Here is an 18,943-nt window from a genome sequence, read left to right on the forward strand (position 1 = left end):
CCTCCCTTCCGGTCGCCTTGCACGCTTGTGCCCGTGCCTGTGCTGGTCGCCGTAATGGAGGCACAATCCCGCGCGGTGCCGAAGAGCCTTAAGGCCCAGGCTCCATTGGAGGAGCCGGGGTTTTGTTTTACGCTTTGCGGCAGCCCGCCAGCCAATGGAACGAGTATGCAGAACCTTCTGGAAGCCTTCGTCTTCGATTTCGATGGCGTGATCGTCGACAGCGAGCCGGCCCACTACCGGGCATTCCAGGCCGTCCTGGAGCCGCGCGGCCTGGGCTATGACTGGGAAGCCTATCTGGCGCACTACATCGGCTTCGACGACCGGGATGGCTTCCGGGAGGCCTACCGATTGGGTGGACAGCCGTTGCCGGAGGCGGATCTGGAGGGGCTGATCGCGGAGAAGAGCACCGCCTTCGAGCGGGAGACGGCCGCCGGGCTGCCGGCGATCCCGGGCTCGGCGCAATGCGTGGAGCGGATGGCGGCCCACCTGCCCCTTGCGGTCTGCAGCGGTGCCCTGCGCCACGAGATCGAGCCCACCCTCCGGGGGCTGGGGATCGCCGATCATTTCCGGCTGGTGGTTTCCGCGGAAGACGTGCCGCACAGCAAGCCGGACCCGGCCAGCTACCGCCTGGCCGTGCAGGGCCTGGGGGCCAGTCTGGGAACGTCCCTCCAACCGGCGGCCTGCGTGGCGCTGGAGGATACTCCCACCGGGGTGGCCAGCGCCCGGGACGCCGGGCTTTGGGTGATCGGCCTCGACCGCTCGGACGAGGGGCGGCTAAACCGGGCCCACCGGGTGGTCCGGGGCCTGGAGGAAGTGGACGGCGCTCTGCTGGAGGCGCTGGTCCGGGGGTGAAGCCGGGTTACTGTCCCCCTCCCCCCGCACTGCGCGGGGCGATCACCAAGTGGATAGCCTCGTAGCGGAGCTCGGGCCGCCGCTCGGCGGCGGCATCGGAAGGCAGGTGCTCCACCTGGTGGTAGATGGCCGCCACGTGGTCCCCCTTGCGGATGTCCTCCAGTTGCCCCCGGCTGCCGTCCAGGAAGTGGATATCGGCATTGTAGGGGACATGCAAGTGGACGCCTCCCAGCCCCAGAACCCCGCCCATGGTCAGCTCGTGGGTCAGGGACCGGCTTTCCTGGACCTCGGCGGAATAGGCACCCACCCGGCCGGTGGGCCGGGTCCAGGGACCGCCCCCTCCGGGAAGGGTGTCCCGACGGACCGCCGCGTTCGGGTCCCGGTTCACGTCGAAGCCCGTTCCCCAGTGCTCGTTGATGGCCATGGCCTCCTCCCCTGCGTTCGGCTGAATTCGGTAGGCCTCCACCATTAGACACCATCCGGATTCGGGAAGCTTCCAGGCGTGCCCACGCCGGAAAACCAATAGTACAATACGGCTGGAATCCGAGTCCGGGCCACGGAGGGAGCGTCTTGGCGGAAAAAGTGGATGTGGCGGTGGTCGGCGGCGGCATGGCCGGGGCCACGCTGGCCTGGGCGCTTTACCGTCGCGGCCTGGAGGTGGCCCTGATCGAGCCGGGGGAGCCGCCCGAGCCCGCTTACGAGGAGGCGCCTCTCCGGGTGAGCGCCATCAACGCCGGGTCCCGGGCGATCCTGGCCGATCTGGGGCTGTGGGAGGACATCGCCGCCCAGGGCGCGGCACCCATCGGGACCATCGAGGTAACCGACGGACACCGGCGCGGGCGCACCCTCCTGGATTGCCGCGAGGCCGGCGTGGAGGCCCTCGGGCACGTGGTCTCCAACCGCGCCGTGGTGGCGACGGCCTGGGAGCGGATACGGGCCGAAGGCGGCGCCACGCTGCTCCAGCCGGCGCGGATGGAGAGCATGGAGCGGGGCCCGGACCGGACCCGGATCACGGTGGAATCCGGGGGGGAGCGGTTTACGCTGGAGGCCCGACTGGTGGTGGGCGCCGACGGGGAGCATTCCGGGGTGCGGCGCGCCGCCGGGATCGGGACCTGGGGCTGGCACCACAACCGCCACGCGGTGGTGGCCGTGGTGGACTGCGAAAGGGATCTGGCGGGGCACGCCTTCGAGCGCTTCCTGCCCGAGGGGCCGCTCGCCTTCCTGCCGTTGGGCGGTGGCCGGGCCTCCATCGTCTGGACCCTCACCCCCTCGGCGGCCGCGGAGGTTGCCGAGCTCGGCACGGCGGACTTCCTGGCCCGGCTCCGGGCCCGCTTCGGGCCCGCTCTCGGGGCACTGCATGACACCGGTGAGCGGGCGGTGTTCCCGCTGGAGCTGCGGCTTGCCGAGCGCTTCACCGGGGACCGCGCAGCCCTTGTGGCCAATGCCGGCCATCTGGTGCACCCGGTGGCCGGACAGGGCTTCAATCTGGGGCTCCGCGACGTGGCCGCCCTTGCCGAGGAGCTGGGCAATGCCCGGGACCGAGGATGGGATCCCGGCAACGCGGCGGTGCTCGGGCGCTACGAGCGCCGTCGCCGGATGGATACGACGCGGGTGGTGGCTTTCACGGAGGGCCTTAACCGCCTGTTCGGCAACGAGGCCATGCCTTTGGCCGTGGCTCGCCGCCTGGGGCTGGCGGGCCTCGATCGGATCGGTCCCTTGAAGCGCATGCTCATGAATCAGGCCATGGGGCGAAACCCCGGGCGGCTGCCCAGGTCCCCGTTTTTCCCGGCCATTGAGGAGCTGCGGCAATGACCGGCAACGCGGCCCCACGAGAGCCCGTGGCCTATGATCTGATCATCGTGGGCGGCGGCATGGTGGGCGCGGCGCTTGCAGCGGCCCTGGCGCCAACGCCCATGCGGATCGCGGTGGTGGAGGCGCGGTCCCAGGCCGACCAGCCGTCCAGCGACGGTCGCCGGGTCAGCGCCCTGACCGCCGGGTCCCTGCGGATTCTCCAGGGGCTGGGAGTCCAGGATAGGGTGGTCGCCGCGGACTCGGAGCCCATTCAGGGTATGGTGGTCTGGGACGGCGACCGGGCCGGCACCATTACCTTCAGTGCCGAGGAGGCAGGGCTGGAATCCCTGGGCGCCATGGCCCCCAACGGAGCAATCGCCGCCGCCCTCCAGGCGGCCACCGTCGATTCGGCCAATGTGGATTGGTATTGCCCAGCAGCCTGGCGGGAGATGTCCCGGGAGGCGGACCGGGTAGTGCTCACTGTGGAGGCCGGTGGGGAGCGGCATCAATTGCGCGCCTCCCTGGTGGTGGGCGCCGACGGCCGGGACAGCGCCTTGCGCCGGCATGCGGGCATCCCCACGGTGGGCTGGTCCTACGGGCAGAGTGCCGTGGTGGCCGAGATCCATCCACAGCGGCCGCACCGGGGACGCGCATTCCAGCGTTTCCTGCGCGGCGGTCCGGTTGCGCTGCTTCCCCTATCCCGGGGACGGAGCTCCCTGGTGTGGTCGGTGCCGCAGGCACGCGCGGAGGGTCTGCTGGATCTGGACGAAGAGGCCTTTGCCGGACGGCTGCAGCGGGCCTTCGGGCCGGAGCTGGGCAAGCTGGCCGTGGGCGGACCGCGCGCCGCCTTCCCCCTGCGTCTGGAGCACGCGCGCCGGTACATGGAGGATCGCATGGTGCTGGTGGGGGACGCGGCCCACGCCGTGCATCCCCTGGCGGGGCTGGGCCTCAATCTCGGCCTGCGGGATTCCGCCCAGCTCGCCCAGACCCTCGCTGAGGCCCATATCGCCGGGGAAGATCCCGGAAGCCGGGCGGTACTGGCCCGCTACCAGCGGGCGCGCCGTCCCGATAACTGGCTGGTATCCGCCTACACGGACGGATTTCATCGGCTCTTCGCCAACGACAGCCGGATGCTGAGCGACCTGCGGAGCCTCGGGCTCGGCCTGGTGGACCGGTCCGGGCCCCTTAAACGGCTGCTCATGCGGCAGGGCATGGGAGTGCTGGGAGCCGCCAATCGGCTGGCGCGCGGCAAGCCGCTGGGGACGCCCTGACGGGTAAAGGAAACGCCAATATTTCCTAGGCTTCTGCCGGCTTGACCTATCACCACCTTGGGGTTTTCGTCACTCGCTCCCGGCGAAGTCCTGCTGCCGCCAGGCCTCGAACAGGGCAATGGCCAGGGAGTTGGACAGGTTGATGCTCCGGTTACCGGGGATCATGGGGATGCGCAGGCGCTGCTCGGCGGGATAGGTATCGCGTACCTCCGACGGCAGTCCCCGGGTCTCGGGACCGAAAAGCAGCACGTCGCCGCGCGCGTAGGGCGCCTCCGTGTAATGGCGCCCGGCGTGGGCGCTGAAAACCCAGATCCGGTCCGTGTCCAGCGCCCGAAGGCAGGCTTCCAGGTCGGCGTGCTCCTGGACGTGGGCCAGTTCGTGGTAATCCAGACCGGCCCGCTTCAGGCGGGTGCTGTCCATGGAGAAGCCGAGGGGGTGAACGAGATGGAGCCGGGCCCCGGTATTGGCGGCGAGGCGGATGGCGTTTCCGGTGTTTCCCGGGATCTCGGGCTGATAGAGAACGATATGAAACATTATTACGATTTTTGGAGCGCGGCGTGTTGAGAAGGTCTGAACCGTTGGGGCACTTCGATTCCGGGGGGTCCGGGAATCCATGAGCGCGCCGGCAAGCCGGGAAAGCGCCCTCCGTACCCGTTTCGCCGGCCTGGACATGGCCGGCCCGGTGGTCCTGCTGTCCGGGTGCGTCGGCTTCGGGGAAGAGTATACCCGGGTGGCGGGCTTTTCCAACGCGGACGTGGGCGGAATCTGCCTGAAGGGCACCACCCTGGAGCCGCGCCTGGGCAACGACCCGCACCGTGTCTACGAAACGCCCGCCGGGATGCTGAATGCCATCGGGCTGCAGAATCCGGGTACCCGGGCGGTCGTGGAGCGGATCCTGCCGGAGCTGGATCTCGAGGAGACCCGGTTCATCGCCAACATCTCCGGCTCCACGCTGGAGGAGTACGTGGAGGTGGCCCGCCTCTTCGACGCCTCCCCCATCGCCGCCGTGGAGATCAACATTTCATGCCCGAACGTGAAGGCCGGGGGCGCCTCCTTCGGCAACTACCCGGAGATGTCGGCCCGCGTGGTGGAGGCGGTGCGCGCGGTCACCGGCAAGCCCCTGATCACCAAGCTCTCCCCCAACCAGACCGACATCGCGGAGAACGCCCGCCGCTGCATAGAGGCGGGCAGCGACGGTCTGTCCGTGATCAATACCCTGACCGGCATGGCGGTGGACCTGGAAAGCCGCTCCCCGGTGCTGGGCAACCGTCAGGGCGGCCTCTCGGGTCCGGCCATCAAGCCCCTGGCCCTGCTCAAGGTCCACCAGGTGCACGAGGTGGCCGGGCCGCACGGCATCCCCATCCTCGGTCAGGGCGGGATCACCACGGCCGAGGACGCCCTGGAGTTCATCGTTGCCGGGGCCACCGCGGTGGGCGTGGGAACCGCCCTGTTCTACGATCCGCTGGTGGTGCCACGCATCAATGACGGCATCCACGAATACCTGACCCGGCACGGATTCGCCTCGGTCCATGATCTGGTGGGAACCCTCGCCCCGACGGAATAGGACCGAATAAGGAAAGAAAACGGCAAGTCGCCAAGAAGCCAAGAGGGCGAACCGCCAAGCACGTCGAGAAAGAAACAGGACGGTGGAATTACCGTGTAACTTCTGGTCGGGCAATATCCGGGCCTTCTTAATGAGTGGGCCGTGGGGCTTCTGCCGTTCAGGCCCTGGCCACGGCGATAATCCCTACCGATTCCGCGCCCGCCTCCAACAGGGACCGGGTCGCTGCATCGGCGGTGGCGCCGGTGGTGACCACGTCGTCCACCAGGGCGATCCGTCGACCGGCCACCCGGCGGGCCGAAGCGATGAAGGCGTTACGCACGTTGGCCGCCCGGTGCCGGTCCGCGAGGCCCACCTGCGGCGGGGTGGGCCGGGTGCGCCGCAGGGCCCCGGCCCGGGTGGGTAGGCGATGCCGCCGGCCGAGATGCCGGGCCAGGAGCAGGGCCTGGTTGAATCCGCGCTCCGCCAGGCGGTCCGGGTGGAGGGGCACGGGAACCAGTAGATCGCAGCCGTGGGCGGTGAGCCAGTCGCCCAGCCCTTCTTCGGCCACCGCCGCCAGCGTGGCTACCAGCCCCAGCTGACCCCCGTACTTGAGCTCCCGGATCCAGGCGGCCAGCGGATCCCGATATGCCCCCGGGGCATGGACGGCCCGGAAGCCGGGCGGATGCCGCTGGCACCGTCCGCACAGTTCGCGAGGATCGCAATCGGGTCGCGCGCAGCGCGGACAGCGGCGCTCGGGGCGGAGCGGGAGGGCTTCACCCCGGCAGGCGGGGCAGATGCGCATCGGACCCGCCATTGGCTGCATGCAGACCAGGCAGTGGACCGGATAGAGCAGCTCCACCAGGGTCTTGGCGCGGTTACGGACCGTGTCCCGGAAGCTTAAAAGTTGCATTTGTTTTACATCTTCAATTATATTAGAACTTCTTTACACTCTTGGCTGGCTAAATCGCTCGGGGGAAGAGTAATGGAAGATGCCAACCGCGAAGAGGTCCTATGCATGTCCCCCACCCGGGTGCGAATCCGGGCCGCACTGTTCCATGTCGGCAATCTGATCTGCATGCTGGCGGGAATCGGTGCCGGGGTCGCCTACTTCGTGGATTTCGGCCTGGTCAGCACTGTGCTCTCCGTGGCCCTGATCCTGCCCACCGTTCTGTGGTTCGGCGCCTCCATGGCGCTGTATTCCTTCTTCGCCGAAGACCCGCACAGTCTGGTAAGCCGCCATACCCGGCGGGCCGGCTACCATTTCTACGGGGCTTCCGGCGCCGGCCTGATGGTCATCGCCTTCCTGCAGAAAGTCAGCATCGCCTACCTGCTGCCCATCCCCGCCCTGGTGATCGGTACCGTCATATTCCTGGGGATCCGCGATCTCTGGGAGATCTGGCGGGCGGACCTCGGCCGCGAGGCCGGAGCCCTGGAGACCGAGGCCGCCTGAAGCGTTCCGTGTCGGAACGCGCCGTCGGATGGGCAGGGCCCGGCAAACAGCCGGGCCCTCGACGTTCATGGGGGCATGCGGTTGAATGGACCCGCCCCGATCCCCATGTATAGGAAACCAAAATACACGGCGAGTAAATGGCCCTGTCCTCTTCCCCCGACCATGAGCCCGGGCCACGAGTGGATCCCGCGGCGCTGCGCCGCGCCCTGCAACGGGCCGCACCGACCTACGATGAAGCCGCCCTGCTCGCCCGCGAGGTGCAGGGGCGTCTCCTGGAGCGCCTGGATCTCATGCAGGTGGATCCAGGACGCCTCCTGGTGGTGGACGCCCGCACCGGCGCGGATGCCCGTGCGCTGGCGCGGCGTTTCCCGAAGGCCGCCAAATACCTGGCCGACCCGGCCCCGGTCATGCTCAATCGGGCCCGCAAAAAGCGGGGCTGGCGCAGCCGCCAGCATTTCTGCACGGCCTGGAGCGGGGCCCTGCCGTTCCCGGACGGGTACTTCGACCTGATCTGGTCCAATCTGGGGCTGCCCTGGACCAATGACCTCGACACCGTCTTGCGGGAGCTTCGGCGGGTGGTGGCCCCGGAGGGCCTGGTGCTGTTCTCTTCCCTCGGCCCGGATACCCTGGCCGAGCTGCGTCAGGCGCTGCCGGCGGCCTTCGGCCGGGTACCCGATATGCCGGTCTTCCTGGACATGCACGACGTGGGAGACGCCCTCTCCCGCGCCGGCCTGGAGGGCGTGGTCATGGAGAACGAGCTGCTCACGGTGACCTACCCGGACTTGCGGGCCCTGCTGCGCGATGCCCGGGCCACTGCCAGCGGGGCGCTCATGGAGAACCGGCCGCGCGGTCTGCTCACCCCGCGCCGGCTGGCGGCGCTGGATGCGGCCCTGCCCCGGGAGGCGGGGCGGCTGCCCGCCCGCTTCGAGGTGGTCTATGGCCATGCCTGGCGGCCCGAGCGGAGCGGTGCGGCGGCGGATGACTCCGGGATCGCCCGGATCGGCATAGACCAGATCGGCAGGGCGCCGGGAACGCGGTAGGCAGTAACGGGCGGGGATGCTACAACAATAGAAACGCTCGCAAGCCTAAGCCTTGCCAGGGAGAGGTAATGAAGGCAGTGATCATGGCGGGCGGACAGGGCTCCCGTCTCCGCCCGCTGACCGAAGGGATCCCCAAGCCCATGATCCCCATCCTGGGCCGGCCCATGATGGAGTACATCCTCGAAGCCGTGCGCGACGCCGGCATTACCGACATCCTCGTAACCCTCCATTACCGCCCCAACCTTATCCAGGACTACTTCGGCGACGGCAGCGACTGGGGGGTGAACATCGACTACGCCATCGAGGAGAACCCCCTGGGAACCGCCGGCTCGGTGAAGAACGGCGCCCATTTCCTCGATGACACCTTCCTGATCATCAGCGGCGACGCCCTCATGGACTACGATCTGGGCGCGCTTATGGATTACCACGCCCGCAGCGAGGCGCTGGTCACCTTCTGCCTGGCCCGGGTCCAGGATCCCAGCGAGTTCGGCATCGTGGTGACCGGCGACGACGGCCGGGTGCAGCGCTTCCAGGAGAAGCCGGGGCCCTCCGAGGTGTTCACCGACACGGTGAACACCGGCATCTACGTCATGGACCCCAGGGTCCTGGAGGATGTCCCCGCCGATACAGAGTTCGACTTCTCCCACGATCTCTTCCCGGCGCTGCTGGACCGTGGCGAGCCCCTGATGGGCTACGTGGCCAAGGGCTACTGGAACGACATCGGCAACGTGGACCAGCTCGCCCAATCGACCTGGGACCTGTTGGAGGGGCTGGTGGATCTGCCCATCCCCGGGGAGGAGATCCGGTCCAAGGTGTACGTGGAGGGCACCGCCCACGTGGAGGACGGCTGCTCCCTGCAGGGGCCGGCCTGGATCGGCCGGGATGCCATCCTGCGCAGTGGCGCGGTGGTCGGCCCGTACGCGGTGGTGGGCCGCCATTCGGAGGTCGATGCCGGGGCGCGGGTGCGGCGCTCCATCGTCCTGGATTCCTCCTACGTGGGAGAGCACGCCGAGATCCGCGGCTCCTTCTGCGGCAACCGGGTGCTCCTGGAGCAGGAGGTGGAGGTGGAGCAGGGGGCGGTACTCGCCGACGACGTCCACCTGGGCCGCCGCGTATCCATCGAGGCGGACGTGCGGGTATGGCCGCACCTGGAGGTGGAGGCGGATACCCTCATCGATCAGAACGTGGTCTGGGAGTCCGTGGGGCGCCCCGCTCTGTTCAGCGAGTACGGCGTGGCCGGGCTGGCCAACCTGCGCCTAACCCCGGAGACCGCCGCCCGCATCGGCAAGGCCTTCGGCAGCTGGCTGGGCCGCAGCCAGCGGGTGGTGGTGGGCCACGGCTCCCACGCCTTCTCCCACGTGCTGGAGAAGGCCTTCGTCTCCGGGCTGCTGTCGGTGGGTATCGAGGTGGAGGCGCTCGGGGTCTCCGCCCATGCCATCACCCGCTTCGCAGTGGCCCGCAACATCGAGTTCGAGGGCGGGGCCTTCGTCCGCCAGGGCCCGGAGCATGCACAGGTGGCGGTGATCGAGCTCTACGACCGCAACGGCCATCCGCTGCCGCGCAAGGGGCGGCGCAAGGTGGAGGCCACCTACCGCCGCGCCGACTTCCCCAAGGTGGACGCCGACCACGTGGGACGGCTGCTTTCCACCGGCGACCACGAGGCCCGCTACGTCAGCGAGCTCATGGCCAAGCTCGATCGCAAGGCCCTGGTGGATATGGAGCCCAAGCTGGCCGTCCTGTCGCGCAACCGCTGGAGCACCCGGGTACTGGATATCCTGCTGGATGAGATCCAGACCGAGGCGGTCACCGTCTCCGGCGAGACCGGGCCGCACGGGCGGGATACGGAGGACCCCGGCCAGCGCCTACGCGAGATCTACGCCCTGGGCGGCGAGCACCGCCGCATCGGGCTGTACCTGTCCGCCGACGGCCGCAGCATGTGGCTGCTGGACGAGTACGGCCACCTCTATCGTCCGCAGACCGCCAACCATCTCCTGACCCTGGCCTATCTGCTGGACGGGCCGGCGCGGGACGGGGAGACCGGGCAGGTGTTCCTGCCGCCGCAGGCCCCGGACCGGATCCGGGATCTGGCCGGGGCCCAGGGCTTCGAGATCGCGGAGCGGCGCCTGGGGCTGGCGGAGACCATCACCGAGAACCAGAGCAGCCATGCCCACAGCTGGCTGGATTTCGAGCATTTCTATCTGGGCATGGCGGCGGTTCCGGCCTTCTTCCGGCTTCTCGACTTCCTCGCCCGCCACGGCACCGATTTGGCGGATCTGGCCGCCTATCTCAGCGACAGCCACACGGGCACCATCGACGTTGAGTGCCCCTGGCGCGACATGGGATGGGTCATGCGCCACCTCACCGAGGAGTATGCCGAGCACCTGGAGGGGGTATCGGACGGCGTGAAGGTACGCCATCCCGAGGGCGGCTGGACCTACGTGGTCCCGGCCAGTGGAGAACCGGTCCTGCGGGTCTTCGTGGAGGGCGACAACGAAGCGGAGGTCCAGGAGCGGCTGGAGCGGATCCGGCGCAATCTGGTGCGCATGATCCGGCAGGCCGGATGAGCCGCCTTCTGGCAACCGACATGGACCGGACCCTGGTGCCTAACGGCCTGCAGCGGCCCGAGGCGGGCGCCCTGGATCGGTTCCGCGACTGGGCGAGCGCCCGGGAGCCTGACCATCTCGCCTATGTCACCGGACGCCATCGGGCGCTGGCCCTGGAGGTGGTGGCCGAGTACCGCCTTCCGGAGCCCGACTGGCTGATCTGCAACGTGGGCACGGAGATCTACGCCGCCGGTGCCCAGCAGCCCCTGGAGGAATGGGAGGAGCTTCTGGAAAAGGGCTTCGATGCCGGGGCTGTGCGGCGCTGGGCGGAAGGGGTGCTGCCCGGAGCCCGCCTGCAGGAGCCGGAAAAGCAGTCTCCGCTCAAGGTGAGCTTCTACCTGGATGAAGAGCCCGAGCCCGGGGCGCTGCAGGCGCGGTTGGCGGCGGGGCTGGACGCGCAAGAACTCGACGCGCGGGTGGTCGTCTCCTACGACGAGACCGAGAAACGGGGCCTGGTGGATTTCCTGGCCCCGGGCTCCGGTAAGGCCCGGGCCCTCGACTATCTCCGCCGCCATTTGAATGTCCCCATGGACCGCACCCTGTTCGCCGGGGACAGCGGCAACGACGCCGACGCCCTCCTTTCCGGGGTGTGCGGGGTTCTGGTGGGCAACGCCACCGACACGGTCCGGGACCATCTCCAGGAGGCCCTGGCCAGCCATCAGGGGGCCCGCGTACTTTTCGCCCGCCGCCCCTATACGGCCGGAATCCTGGAGGGGATGGCCCACTACGGCTGGGAGGAGCACTGACCCATGCGTATCGCCTTCGTGAGTCCGCACAGTGACCCCCTCGCCGAGCCCGGCGAGCCGGACTCCGGTGGCCAGTGCGTCTACGAACGGCGCCTGGCCGCCACCTTCGGCGAAGCGCGCTCCGACGAGGTCCGCGTCTATACCCGGGGCTGGGGCGGCAAGGAGTCCCGCAGAACCATTTCCGCGGAAGCGGAGGCGCTGCGCATCGAGGCCCACGGGGACGAATTCATCCGCAAGGAGGATATGGCCCCGGTGCTGCCCGCATTCCTGGAGAGCATGTGGCGGCGGGACGGTGACTGGCTCGATTCCGCCGAGGTCTTCCATGGCCACTATTGGGACGGCGGTGCGGCGGCCCTCATGGCCAGCCTGCGCACCGGACGGCCCCTGGTGTTCACCTCCCATTCCCTGGGCCGGGAAAAGCGGGACCGGGTACCCGAGGACGGTACGCTCAAATACGCCCTGCGTATCGCCAATGAGCACCGCGTCATGGCCGCGGCTGACCGCATCATCGCCCTGACCGAAATGGAGAAGGGCATCCTCGAGCGCCGTTACCACGTGGATCCGGAAAAGGTCGCGGTGGTGCCGGCGGGGGTGGATACGGACGCCTACCGGCCCACCGGTGATACCGCGGCCCTGCGCGGCAAGCTGGGGCTGGAGGCGGACGAGCGCCTGGTATTCACCACCGGCCGTCTGGATCCCCGCAAGGGATACGACCTCTTCCTGGATGCCATCCCCGAGGCTACCCGGCGATTGCGGGAGCGGGGGCTGAAGGCCCGCTTCCTGCTGCCCGCGGGCGGCGATGCGCTGGACGAAAACGAGCGCGCCGTCCGGGAGCGGATGGATGCGCGAATCGCCGAGCAAGGTTTGGAGGACCGGGTGATCCTGTTCCCCCATCTGACCCTGGAAGAGCTCCTGGTGTACTACACCGCCGCGGACCTGTTCGTCCTTCCCTCTCCCTACGAGCCCTTCGGCCTGGTGGCCGTGGAGGCCATGGCCTGCGGTACGCCGGTGCTGGCCACCCGCAATGGCGGGCCGCCCGAGATCATCGATGCCGGCAGTGACGGAGCCTTGATGGATCCGGCCGATGCGGGGGAATTTGGCACCGTCATGGCCGATATGCTCACCGACCGGGGGCGTTTGGCGGCCATGGGCGAGAACGCCCGGCGAAAAGCGCGCGAGGTTTTCGACTGGCGTGCCGTGGCCGCCTCCATACGCGAGGTGTACGGCCAAGCGCTGGCAAGCGCTCCCACCTGAGTAGGCCGGCCTTCCCCGAGCATCTCCCCTCCGTCGATAGCGGCGCACCCCGTCTCCCCTGGAAAGCCCCCCGTGTGGCCCCCGCGTCACCGCTTCCGAATCGCCCGATCCCCGCCCCGGACAGGAAGCCAGCCCGCGCCGTCTGTCCATTAGCTCCTTTTTATATTTCTGTCCAGCCCGCGCAATGCAGGCATTTTTCGCACGGAGTCTACTCCGCGTAGCGGCAGCCAAGTCCCTTATAAAAGTGTGTGAATTTAATTCCAGGCATACTCTTCGTCTTTAATTGAAGGTGGGCGGCAAATTGGCATATTCAGCGTAAGGTTTTTAATTAAGGGGATTCCCTTACTCCCTTGGCATGATCGACGGCCCTTTTCCGGTGGGTGCATAAAGTGGCAGTGGTGGGCTGGACAGGGGAAGCCCGGCGACAAGGGGCGGAATAGAATATTAAGAATTTTCTAATATAAAAATTACATTAATTGGCTTTTTAATTTTTGGCTAATTAAAAAACTAATTATTGTTTTGTTTTGCTTGGACACCTGGGTTAGGATCGTTTAAAGCTGACCGGGGAGGCCCTATGTTAATGCCGGGAATGGGAGTAGCCCCGTGGTCGAAGAAGAGCAGTGCCCGGATTCCGAAGACCGGCAGTTCGTTATTCGGCCCAACTGCTCTCTTTCCTGGCAGGGGGCCAAGCGGTACCTGGCCTTGCAGGCACTGGCATGCGGCATTGCCGCGCTGCCGCTTGCCTGGATCGGAGCCTGGCTGGTTCTGCCCTTCGCCGTCGTCGCGCTGGTGGCCGTTGCGGTCAGCTTCTACCTGGTGCTCCTGCGGGCCAACCGCATCGAGGTGGTCTGGCTCACGGAGGACCAGGTGGCCGTGGAGCGGGGCCTGCGCGGCCCCGAGGAGCGTACCGAGTTCCCACGTAACTGGGTGCAGGTGGTACTAGAGCCCGCGGAGCGAAGGCTGGGAGCCAATCACCTTTATCTGCGGGCCTACGGGCGGCAAACGGAAATCGGGGCCTTTCTCACTAACGAGGAACGAGAGCACCTGGCCGATGCGCTGGGCCGCGCGGTTAGGCGGGGCCAGACCGGCAGGAAGCTTTGAGTGCGAGAAGGGGTGCCTCGCTGGATAAGCATCTATCGGAGTGGGGAGATCGCATGTCCAAGATACGCGGAAGGAGCCAAATCGGGGCCTTGCTGGCGGGAGCGGCACTGCTGCTGACCGCGGGTCCGGCGGGGGCCGGTTGGGGGGCCCTGAACATGCCCGAGGGGGTGACGCCCATCAGCGGCGAGGTCTACAACCTCCACATGCTGATCCTGTGGATCTGCGTGGCCATCGGCATCGTGGTCTTCGGGACCATGATCTATTCCATCATCCGCTTCCGGAAGCGGGACGGCGCGGAGGCCGCGCAGTTCCACGAGAGCACCACGGTGGAGATCATCTGGACCATCATTCCCTTCCTGATTCTGGTGGGGATGGCGATCCCGGCCACCGGGACCCTGATCACCATGGAGAACACCGAAGATCCGGAAATGACGGTCAAGGTGACGGGGTATCAGTGGAACTGGCACTACAAATACATGGGTGAGCAGGTGAGCTTCTACAGCAACCTCGCCACCCCGGTGGATCAGATCCAGGGACAGGCGGCCAAGAACGAAAATTACCTCCTGGAAGTGGACCGGCGCCTGGTGGTTCCCACGGACCGAAAGATTCGCTTCCTGATCACCTCCGCCGACGTTATCCATTCCTGGTGGGTCCCGGACCTGGGCATGAAGAAGGACGCCATCCCCGGGTTCGTCAACGAGGTCTGGACCAAGATCGAGGAGCCCGGCGTCTACCGCGGGCAGTGCACCGAGCTCTGTGGCCGGGGGCACGGATTCATGCCGGTGGTCGTGGAGGCGAAAGCTCCGGAGGCCTACCGGGAGTGGCTGCAGAAGCAGAAGCAAAGCGCCCAGGCCTCGAACGGGAATGCGGGCAAAGTGGCCCAGGCGGACAAGTGAGGATTCGCGTTTCTGCCACGTTGCCAGGAACGATCGCGCAGGGAGGATTTAGATCATGAGTGAGGCAGTGGAGCACGATACCCATCACGGTCCGCCGAGCGGCATATTGCGGTGGGTTTTCACGACCAACCACAAGGACATCGGTAGCCTTTATCTGATCGCGTCATTCGTCATGCTGCTCATCGGCGGCGTGATGGCGCTGGTGATCCGCTCCGAGCTGTTCCAGCCGGGCATGCAGGTGGTGGATCCCATGTTCTTCAACCAGATGACCACCATGCACGGGCTGATCATGATCTTCGGGGCGATCATGCCGGCATTCGTGGGTCTGGCGAACTGGCAGGTGCCGCTCATGGTGGGAGCGCCGGATATGGCCCTTCCCCGCATGAACAACCTGTCCTTCTGGATCCTGCCCTTCGCCTTCCTGCTGCTCGTTTCCACCCTCTTCATGGAGGGCGGGGCGCCGGCGGCGGGCTGGACCATGTACCCGCCGCTGGTGCTGCAGACCGGGGACGCTTTTCCGTTCCTGATCCTGGCGGTCCATCTCATGGGGCTGTCGTCGATCATGGGCGCGATCAACATCATCGCGACCATTCTCAACCTGCGCGCCCCGGGCATGACCCTGATGAAGATGCCCCTGTTCGTCTGGACCTGGCTGATCACCGCCTTCCTGCTGATCGCGGCCATGCCGGTGCTGGCGGGAGCGGTCACCATGATGCTGACGGACAAGTTCTTCGGCACCAGCTTCTTCAATCCGGCGGGCGGCGGTGACCCGGTGATGTACCAGCACATCTTCTGGTTCTTCGGGCATCCCGAGGTCTACATCATGATCCTGCCGGCCTTCGGGATCGTGTCCCAGATCATTCCCACCTTCGCCCGCAAGCCGCTGTTCGGCTACACCTCCATGGTGTATGCCACGGCGAGCATCGCCTTCCTGAGCTTCATCGTCTGGGCGCACCACATGTTCACGGTGGGGATGCCGCTGGCCGGCGAGCTGTTCTTCATGTACGCGACCATGCTCATCGCCGTGCCCACGGGCGTTAAGGTGTTCAACTGGGTGGCGACCATGTACCGGGGCTCCATGACCTTCGAGACGCCCATGCTGTTCGCCATCGCCTTCGTGATCCTGTTCACCATCGGCGGCTTTTCCGGCCTGATGCTGGCGATCACGCCCGCGGACTTCCAGTACCACGACACGTACTTCGTGGTGGCCCACTTCCACTATGTCCTGGTGCCGGGGGCGCTGTTCTCCATCATCGCCGCCGTGTACTACTGGCTGCCGAAGTGGACCGGGCACATGTACAACGAGACCCTCGGCAAGTGGCACTTCTGGCTCTCGGCCATCTTCGTGAACGTGCTGTTCTTCCCGCAGCATTTCGTTGGCCTGGCCGGCATGCCGCGGCGCATCCCCGACTATGCCCTCCAGTTCACGGAGTGGAATCAGGTTTCGACCATCGGAGCCTTCGGTTTCGGGCTCTCGCAGCTGCTGTTCGCTTACATCGTAATCCAGACGGTGCGTGGCGGTGAGCGGGCCGAAGCCCGGGTCTGGGAAGGAGCGCGCGGTCTGGAGTGGACGGTGCCCTCGCCCGCGCCCTATCACACCTTCGAGAAAGCGCCGGAAGTCAAATGATTCCCGGGGCCCGGCAAGGTGCAACCATGAGTCAAGGCATGGCCCAACAGGACGAGGAGCTCCGTAGGCGTCGCAAGGCCGCCGTGCGCACCGCGCTGGTGCTGGCGGCCCTGGCGCTGGCCATTTACGTGCTGTTCTTCATCAGCATGGGCCTGGACTGAAGCCCGGTACGGGCGGAAACGACGGTACGGAGCATTACTCTAGGAAGGGGACGGCTGAATGAGCGAAGCACACGGCGGGTATTACGTTCCGCATCAGAGCCACTGGCCGATTGTCGGCTCCATAGGACTGTTCGTGCTGATGGCGGGATTCGCGTCGCTCCTGAACGGGGCGTCGTTCGGGCCCACCCTGATGATCGCGGGCGCGGTGATCACCATCCTCATGATGGTGGGCTGGTTCGGGACCGTCATCCGCGAGAACCAGCAGGGCCTCTACCACGAACGGGAGGACATGTCCTACCGCTGGGGAATGGGCTGGTTCATCTTTTCCGAGGTTATGTTCTTCGCGGCCTTCTTCGGCGCCCTGTTCTACGCCCGGGTACTGGTGGTGCCCTGGCTCGGCGGGGCCGCTCCGGAGGAGTGGACGCATCGCCTCCTCTGGCAGGGCTTCGAGGCCGCCTGGCCCACCAACGGCCCGGGCAACGTGGGGGGCGAGTTCCAGCCTATGGGTGCCTGGGGTCTCCCCGCGATCAATACGCTGATCCTGCTCTCCTCGGGTGCCACGGTCACCTGGGCCCATTGGGGCATCAAGGAGGGGAATCGCCAGAAGCAGATCATCGGCCTGGCGGCTACGGTGGCCCTCGGCTTCCTGTTCGTGTTTCTCCAGGCCTTTGAGTACGGAGAGGCCTACTCCCACCTGAACCTGACCCTGGAAAGCGGTATTTACGGCTCCACCTTCTTCATGCTGACCGGCTTCCACGGCATGCATGTGACGGTGGGCGCCATCATGCTCCTGGTCATGCTGGGACGGGCCATTGCCGGCCATTTCACGGAGGAGAACCATTTCGCCTTCGAAGCGGCCGCCTGGTACTGGCACTTCGTCGACGTGGTGTGGCTGGGCCTGTTCGTCTTCGTCTATTGGCTGTAGGTCCGGAGCCGCAGGTCTACTGCGGCGGTACTGCGGGGTGCGGGGAAATGAGGCCGGTGGCGAAGCCGAGCATCAGAATCAGGAACAGGACCAGGGAAAGTCCGATTCGGACCGTCAACGCCCGCACCGTGCGATGGGACTGGCCGTCGTCCCGGAGCAAGTAGAAGAGCCCGGATCCTAGACTGCCGACGATGACGAGCAGGACGGCGATGATCAAGCCTTTGACGACCATGGGGGCTCCTTGGCGCACGCCCGATTGGACCCCCAGTATAAACCCGCCTCGCGGCAAGGCCACAATGGCGGGAGTGGAGCATGCGCCTCGGCCCGTATGAATTCAGGCCGCGCCTGCTGCCGGCGCTGGTGACCCTGGCGCTCCTTCCCGCGCTGCTGGCGCTGGGCTTCTGGCAGCTGGACCGGGCGGAGCAGAAGCGCGCCCTGCTCGCCCAGTGGGAAGCGGGAAAACGCGCTGCTCCGAGTGCGCTTTCCGAGCTGGGGGCTACCGGGTCGAAGGACGCCGATACCCGGTTCCGCCGGGTACGGGCAAAGGGGCAGTACGATCAGGCCCACCAGTTCCTTCTGGACAATCAGATCCGCGAGGGACGGGCCGGTTTCCAGGTGCTCACCCCCTTGAGGCTGGCGGGCCGGGAAAAGGCGGTCCTGATCAATCGGGGCTGGGTGCCCATGGGGGCCAGTCGTCGGGATCTGCCCGATCTGCCCGCGCCGGAGGGCGAGCAGCAGCTCCGGGGCATCCTCACGGATCCGCCCTCAGTGGGCATCCGGCTGGGTGAGGCCGATACGGGCGGCAACGACTGGCCCAAGGTGGTTCAATACGTGGCGCCGGAGCGTATACAGAAGCAATTGGGCTATCCCGTCATGGAGCGGGTGATCCAGCTGGGAAGAAACCAGCCCCATGGCTTCGAGCGGGATTGGGAGGCCCCGGTCCACTTCGGACCCCAGCGTCACGTCGGTTACGCCGTTCAATGGTTCGGGCTGGCCGCCGCACTGTTGGCGATCTTCCTGGTGGTGAACACGAAACGGAGCAAGCCCGCGCATGCAGAGTCAATCCATGAGCGCTTCCACGCAGACTCCTAACGGCGGCAGCCGCCTGCAGCTCTGGCTGCTACTTGTGGTGTTCTTCGGGCCCGTGATCCTGGCGGGGCTGCTCTATGCCAACGCGGACCGCTGGCTCGGCCACACCGGAACCGGACACCACGGCCAGCTTTTCGATCCCGCCAGGCCGCTCCAGGGACTGCCCGTGCAGGATCAGGAGGGAGAGCGCTTCGGGATCGACTTCCTGCACGGCAAGTGGACCCTGCTCTATATCGGTCCGGCGGACTGCGGGGACGCTTGCAGGACGGACCTCTACGGCATCCGCCAAGCCCATAAGGCGCAGGGAAAGAATATCGGCCGGGTCCAGAGGTTGTTCATCGCGCGGGGTGGGCCTGTGGCCGCGGAAACGCGCTCCTTCCTGGCCGAGCAGCATCCCCATATGAGGGTCGCCCGGGTGGCACCCGGCAAAACCCTGGACGGCTTCAGGGGGGACGGCCCGTCTCCTTCGGTGGGCGGACTCTACCTTGTGGATCCCAACGCCAACCTGGTGCTTCGCTACGGCACAGGCGCCTCGCCCGACGGGATCATCGAGGACCTGGAAGCCCTGCTAAAGCACTCCACCATCGGTTAGCC

General features: G+C 66.9%; 20 protein-coding genes. 16 read left to right on the forward strand and 4 right to left on the reverse strand.

The window, feature by feature from the left end; genetic code table 11:
- Positions 1–165 precede the first annotated feature (165 nt).
- The gene (locus ACERLL_RS00560) at positions 166–852 is read left to right on the forward strand and encodes an HAD family hydrolase (RefSeq protein ID WP_373654107.1); all 687 of its coding nucleotides are present in this window, start codon (positions 166–168) and stop codon (positions 850–852) included.
- Between the two features lie 7 nt (positions 853–859).
- On the opposite strand, the gene ACERLL_RS00565 is transcribed toward ACERLL_RS00560, so the two are convergent.
- Positions 860–1,276 carry a hypothetical protein gene (locus ACERLL_RS00565; RefSeq protein ID WP_373654108.1) on the reverse strand — a complete coding sequence of 139 codons (417 nt, stop codon included), beginning with the start codon at positions 1,274–1,276 and terminating at the stop codon, positions 860–862.
- Between the two features lie 146 nt (positions 1,277–1,422).
- On the opposite strand from ACERLL_RS00565, the gene ACERLL_RS00570 reads away from it, so the two are divergent.
- Both ACERLL_RS00570 and ACERLL_RS00575 read left to right on the forward strand, forming a co-directional pair.
- The gene (locus tag ACERLL_RS00570) at positions 1,423–2,664 is read left to right on the forward strand and encodes a UbiH/UbiF/VisC/COQ6 family ubiquinone biosynthesis hydroxylase (protein ID WP_373654109.1); all 1,242 of its coding nucleotides are present in this window, start codon (positions 1,423–1,425) and stop codon (positions 2,662–2,664) included.
- Positions 2,661–3,914, forward strand: a complete 1,254-nt coding sequence (locus tag ACERLL_RS00575; RefSeq protein WP_373654110.1) for a UbiH/UbiF/VisC/COQ6 family ubiquinone biosynthesis hydroxylase — start codon at positions 2,661–2,663, stop codon at positions 3,912–3,914. Before ACERLL_RS00570 ends, ACERLL_RS00575 begins: the two co-directional genes overlap by 4 nt.
- A 69-nt stretch (positions 3,915–3,983) precedes the next feature.
- Here ACERLL_RS00575 and ACERLL_RS00580 read toward each other — a convergent pair whose 3' ends face one another.
- A complete protein-coding gene (locus ACERLL_RS00580; protein ID WP_373654111.1) occupies positions 3,984–4,448 on the reverse strand; it encodes a tRNA (cytidine(34)-2'-O)-methyltransferase in 465 nt (154 codons plus the stop codon).
- A gap of 79 nt (positions 4,449–4,527) precedes the next feature.
- Here ACERLL_RS00580 and ACERLL_RS00585 point away from each other — a divergent pair, with 79 nt between their 5' ends.
- Positions 4,528–5,478 (forward strand): dihydroorotate dehydrogenase, encoded by a 951-nt coding sequence (locus ACERLL_RS00585; RefSeq protein WP_373654112.1) that lies wholly within the window; start codon positions 4,528–4,530, stop codon positions 5,476–5,478.
- 157 nt (positions 5,479–5,635) lie between these two features.
- Here ACERLL_RS00585 and ACERLL_RS00590 read toward each other — a convergent pair whose 3' ends face one another.
- Positions 5,636–6,367 carry a ComF family protein gene (locus tag ACERLL_RS00590; RefSeq protein ID WP_373654113.1) on the reverse strand — a complete coding sequence of 244 codons (732 nt, stop codon included), beginning with the start codon at positions 6,365–6,367 and terminating at the stop codon, positions 5,636–5,638.
- Between the two features lie 72 nt (positions 6,368–6,439).
- Between ACERLL_RS00590 and ACERLL_RS00595 the strand changes: the two genes are divergently transcribed.
- The 10 genes from ACERLL_RS00595 to ACERLL_RS00640 all read left to right on the forward strand — a co-directional run bounded on the left by ACERLL_RS00595 (position 6,440) and on the right by ACERLL_RS00640 (position 17,260).
- Positions 6,440–6,907, forward strand: coding sequence for a hypothetical protein (locus ACERLL_RS00595; protein WP_373654114.1), 468 nt, complete (start codon positions 6,440–6,442; stop codon positions 6,905–6,907).
- A 137-nt stretch (positions 6,908–7,044) separates the two neighbouring features.
- Positions 7,045–7,947, forward strand: a complete 903-nt coding sequence (locus ACERLL_RS00600) for a methyltransferase domain-containing protein (protein ID WP_373654115.1) — start codon at positions 7,045–7,047, stop codon at positions 7,945–7,947.
- 68 nt (positions 7,948–8,015) lie between these two features.
- Positions 8,016–10,511, forward strand: coding sequence for a sugar phosphate nucleotidyltransferase (locus ACERLL_RS00605; protein ID WP_373654116.1), 2,496 nt, complete (start codon positions 8,016–8,018; stop codon positions 10,509–10,511).
- Complete coding sequence (locus ACERLL_RS00610; protein ID WP_373654117.1) at positions 10,508–11,296, forward strand: HAD-IIB family hydrolase; 789 nt, start codon at positions 10,508–10,510, stop codon at positions 11,294–11,296. Before ACERLL_RS00605 ends, ACERLL_RS00610 begins: the two co-directional genes overlap by 4 nt.
- Before the next feature lie 3 nt (positions 11,297–11,299).
- Complete coding sequence (locus tag ACERLL_RS00615; RefSeq protein WP_373654118.1) at positions 11,300–12,550, forward strand: glycosyltransferase; 1,251 nt, start codon at positions 11,300–11,302, stop codon at positions 12,548–12,550.
- Positions 12,551–13,153: 603 nt separating this feature from the next.
- Positions 13,154–13,651: a DUF2244 domain-containing protein gene (locus ACERLL_RS00620; RefSeq protein WP_373654119.1), complete on the forward strand. Its 498-nt coding sequence runs from the start codon at positions 13,154–13,156 to the stop codon at positions 13,649–13,651.
- Positions 13,652–13,704: 53 nt separating this feature from the next.
- Positions 13,705–14,547, forward strand: coding sequence for a cytochrome c oxidase subunit II (gene coxB, locus ACERLL_RS00625; RefSeq protein WP_373654120.1), 843 nt, complete (start codon positions 13,705–13,707; stop codon positions 14,545–14,547).
- A 55-nt stretch (positions 14,548–14,602) separates the two neighbouring features.
- Positions 14,603–16,174, forward strand: a complete 1,572-nt coding sequence (ctaD, locus tag ACERLL_RS00630; RefSeq protein WP_373654121.1) for a cytochrome c oxidase subunit I — start codon at positions 14,603–14,605, stop codon at positions 16,172–16,174.
- 26 nt (positions 16,175–16,200) lie between these two features.
- A complete protein-coding gene (locus ACERLL_RS00635; RefSeq protein ID WP_373654122.1) occupies positions 16,201–16,335 on the forward strand; it encodes a hypothetical protein in 135 nt (44 codons plus the stop codon).
- A gap of 58 nt (positions 16,336–16,393) precedes the next feature.
- Positions 16,394–17,260 (forward strand): cytochrome c oxidase subunit 3, encoded by an 867-nt coding sequence (locus ACERLL_RS00640; protein WP_373654123.1) that lies wholly within the window; start codon positions 16,394–16,396, stop codon positions 17,258–17,260.
- A 16-nt stretch (positions 17,261–17,276) separates the two neighbouring features.
- Here ACERLL_RS00640 and ACERLL_RS00645 read toward each other — a convergent pair whose 3' ends face one another.
- The gene (locus ACERLL_RS00645; RefSeq protein WP_373654124.1) at positions 17,277–17,492 is read right to left on the reverse strand and encodes a twin transmembrane helix small protein; all 216 of its coding nucleotides are present in this window, start codon (positions 17,490–17,492) and stop codon (positions 17,277–17,279) included.
- 80 nt (positions 17,493–17,572) lie between these two features.
- On the opposite strand from ACERLL_RS00645, the gene ACERLL_RS00650 reads away from it, so the two are divergent.
- Both ACERLL_RS00650 and ACERLL_RS00655 read left to right on the forward strand, forming a co-directional pair.
- Positions 17,573–18,352, forward strand: coding sequence for an SURF1 family protein (locus ACERLL_RS00650; protein WP_373654125.1), 780 nt, complete (start codon positions 17,573–17,575; stop codon positions 18,350–18,352).
- Complete coding sequence (locus tag ACERLL_RS00655) at positions 18,327–18,941, forward strand: SCO family protein (protein ID WP_373654126.1); 615 nt, start codon at positions 18,327–18,329, stop codon at positions 18,939–18,941. The genes ACERLL_RS00650 and ACERLL_RS00655 overlap by 26 nt, the downstream gene beginning before the upstream one ends.
- The last annotated feature ends 2 nt before the right edge of the window (positions 18,942–18,943 follow it).

Origin of the sequence: Thiohalorhabdus sp. Cl-TMA, from assembly GCF_041821045.1 — a bacterium.
GTDB classification, from domain to species: Bacteria; Pseudomonadota; Gammaproteobacteria; order Thiohalorhabdales; family Thiohalorhabdaceae; genus Thiohalorhabdus; species Thiohalorhabdus methylotropha.

Coding starts and splice junctions, on each gene's coding strand:
- ACERLL_RS00560 (WP_373654107.1), top strand. CDS start 166: ATGCAGAACCTTCTGGAAGCCTTCGTCTTCGATTTCGATGGCGTGATC.
- ACERLL_RS00565 (WP_373654108.1), bottom strand. CDS start 1,276: ATGGCCATCAACGAGCACTGGGGAACGGGCTTCGACGTGAACCGGGAC.
- ACERLL_RS00575 (WP_373654110.1), top strand. CDS start 2,661: ATGACCGGCAACGCGGCCCCACGAGAGCCCGTGGCCTATGATCTGATC.
- ACERLL_RS00580 (WP_373654111.1), bottom strand. CDS start 4,448: ATGTTTCATATCGTTCTCTATCAGCCCGAGATCCCGGGAAACACCGGA.
- ACERLL_RS00585 (WP_373654112.1), top strand. CDS start 4,528: ATGAGCGCGCCGGCAAGCCGGGAAAGCGCCCTCCGTACCCGTTTCGCC.
- ACERLL_RS00590 (WP_373654113.1), bottom strand. CDS start 6,367: ATGCAACTTTTAAGCTTCCGGGACACGGTCCGTAACCGCGCCAAGACC.
- ACERLL_RS00595 (WP_373654114.1), top strand. CDS start 6,440: ATGGAAGATGCCAACCGCGAAGAGGTCCTATGCATGTCCCCCACCCGG.
- ACERLL_RS00600 (WP_373654115.1), top strand. CDS start 7,045: ATGGCCCTGTCCTCTTCCCCCGACCATGAGCCCGGGCCACGAGTGGAT.
- ACERLL_RS00605 (WP_373654116.1), top strand. CDS start 8,016: ATGAAGGCAGTGATCATGGCGGGCGGACAGGGCTCCCGTCTCCGCCCG.
- ACERLL_RS00610 (WP_373654117.1), top strand. CDS start 10,508: ATGAGCCGCCTTCTGGCAACCGACATGGACCGGACCCTGGTGCCTAAC.
- ACERLL_RS00615 (WP_373654118.1), top strand. CDS start 11,300: ATGCGTATCGCCTTCGTGAGTCCGCACAGTGACCCCCTCGCCGAGCCC.
- coxB (WP_373654120.1), top strand. CDS start 13,705: ATGTCCAAGATACGCGGAAGGAGCCAAATCGGGGCCTTGCTGGCGGGA.
- ctaD (WP_373654121.1), top strand. CDS start 14,603: ATGAGTGAGGCAGTGGAGCACGATACCCATCACGGTCCGCCGAGCGGC.
- ACERLL_RS00635 (WP_373654122.1), top strand. CDS start 16,201: ATGAGTCAAGGCATGGCCCAACAGGACGAGGAGCTCCGTAGGCGTCGC.
- ACERLL_RS00640 (WP_373654123.1), top strand. CDS start 16,394: ATGAGCGAAGCACACGGCGGGTATTACGTTCCGCATCAGAGCCACTGG.
- ACERLL_RS00645 (WP_373654124.1), bottom strand. CDS start 17,492: ATGGTCGTCAAAGGCTTGATCATCGCCGTCCTGCTCGTCATCGTCGGC.
- ACERLL_RS00650 (WP_373654125.1), top strand. CDS start 17,573: ATGCGCCTCGGCCCGTATGAATTCAGGCCGCGCCTGCTGCCGGCGCTG.
- ACERLL_RS00655 (WP_373654126.1), top strand. CDS start 18,327: ATGAGCGCTTCCACGCAGACTCCTAACGGCGGCAGCCGCCTGCAGCTC.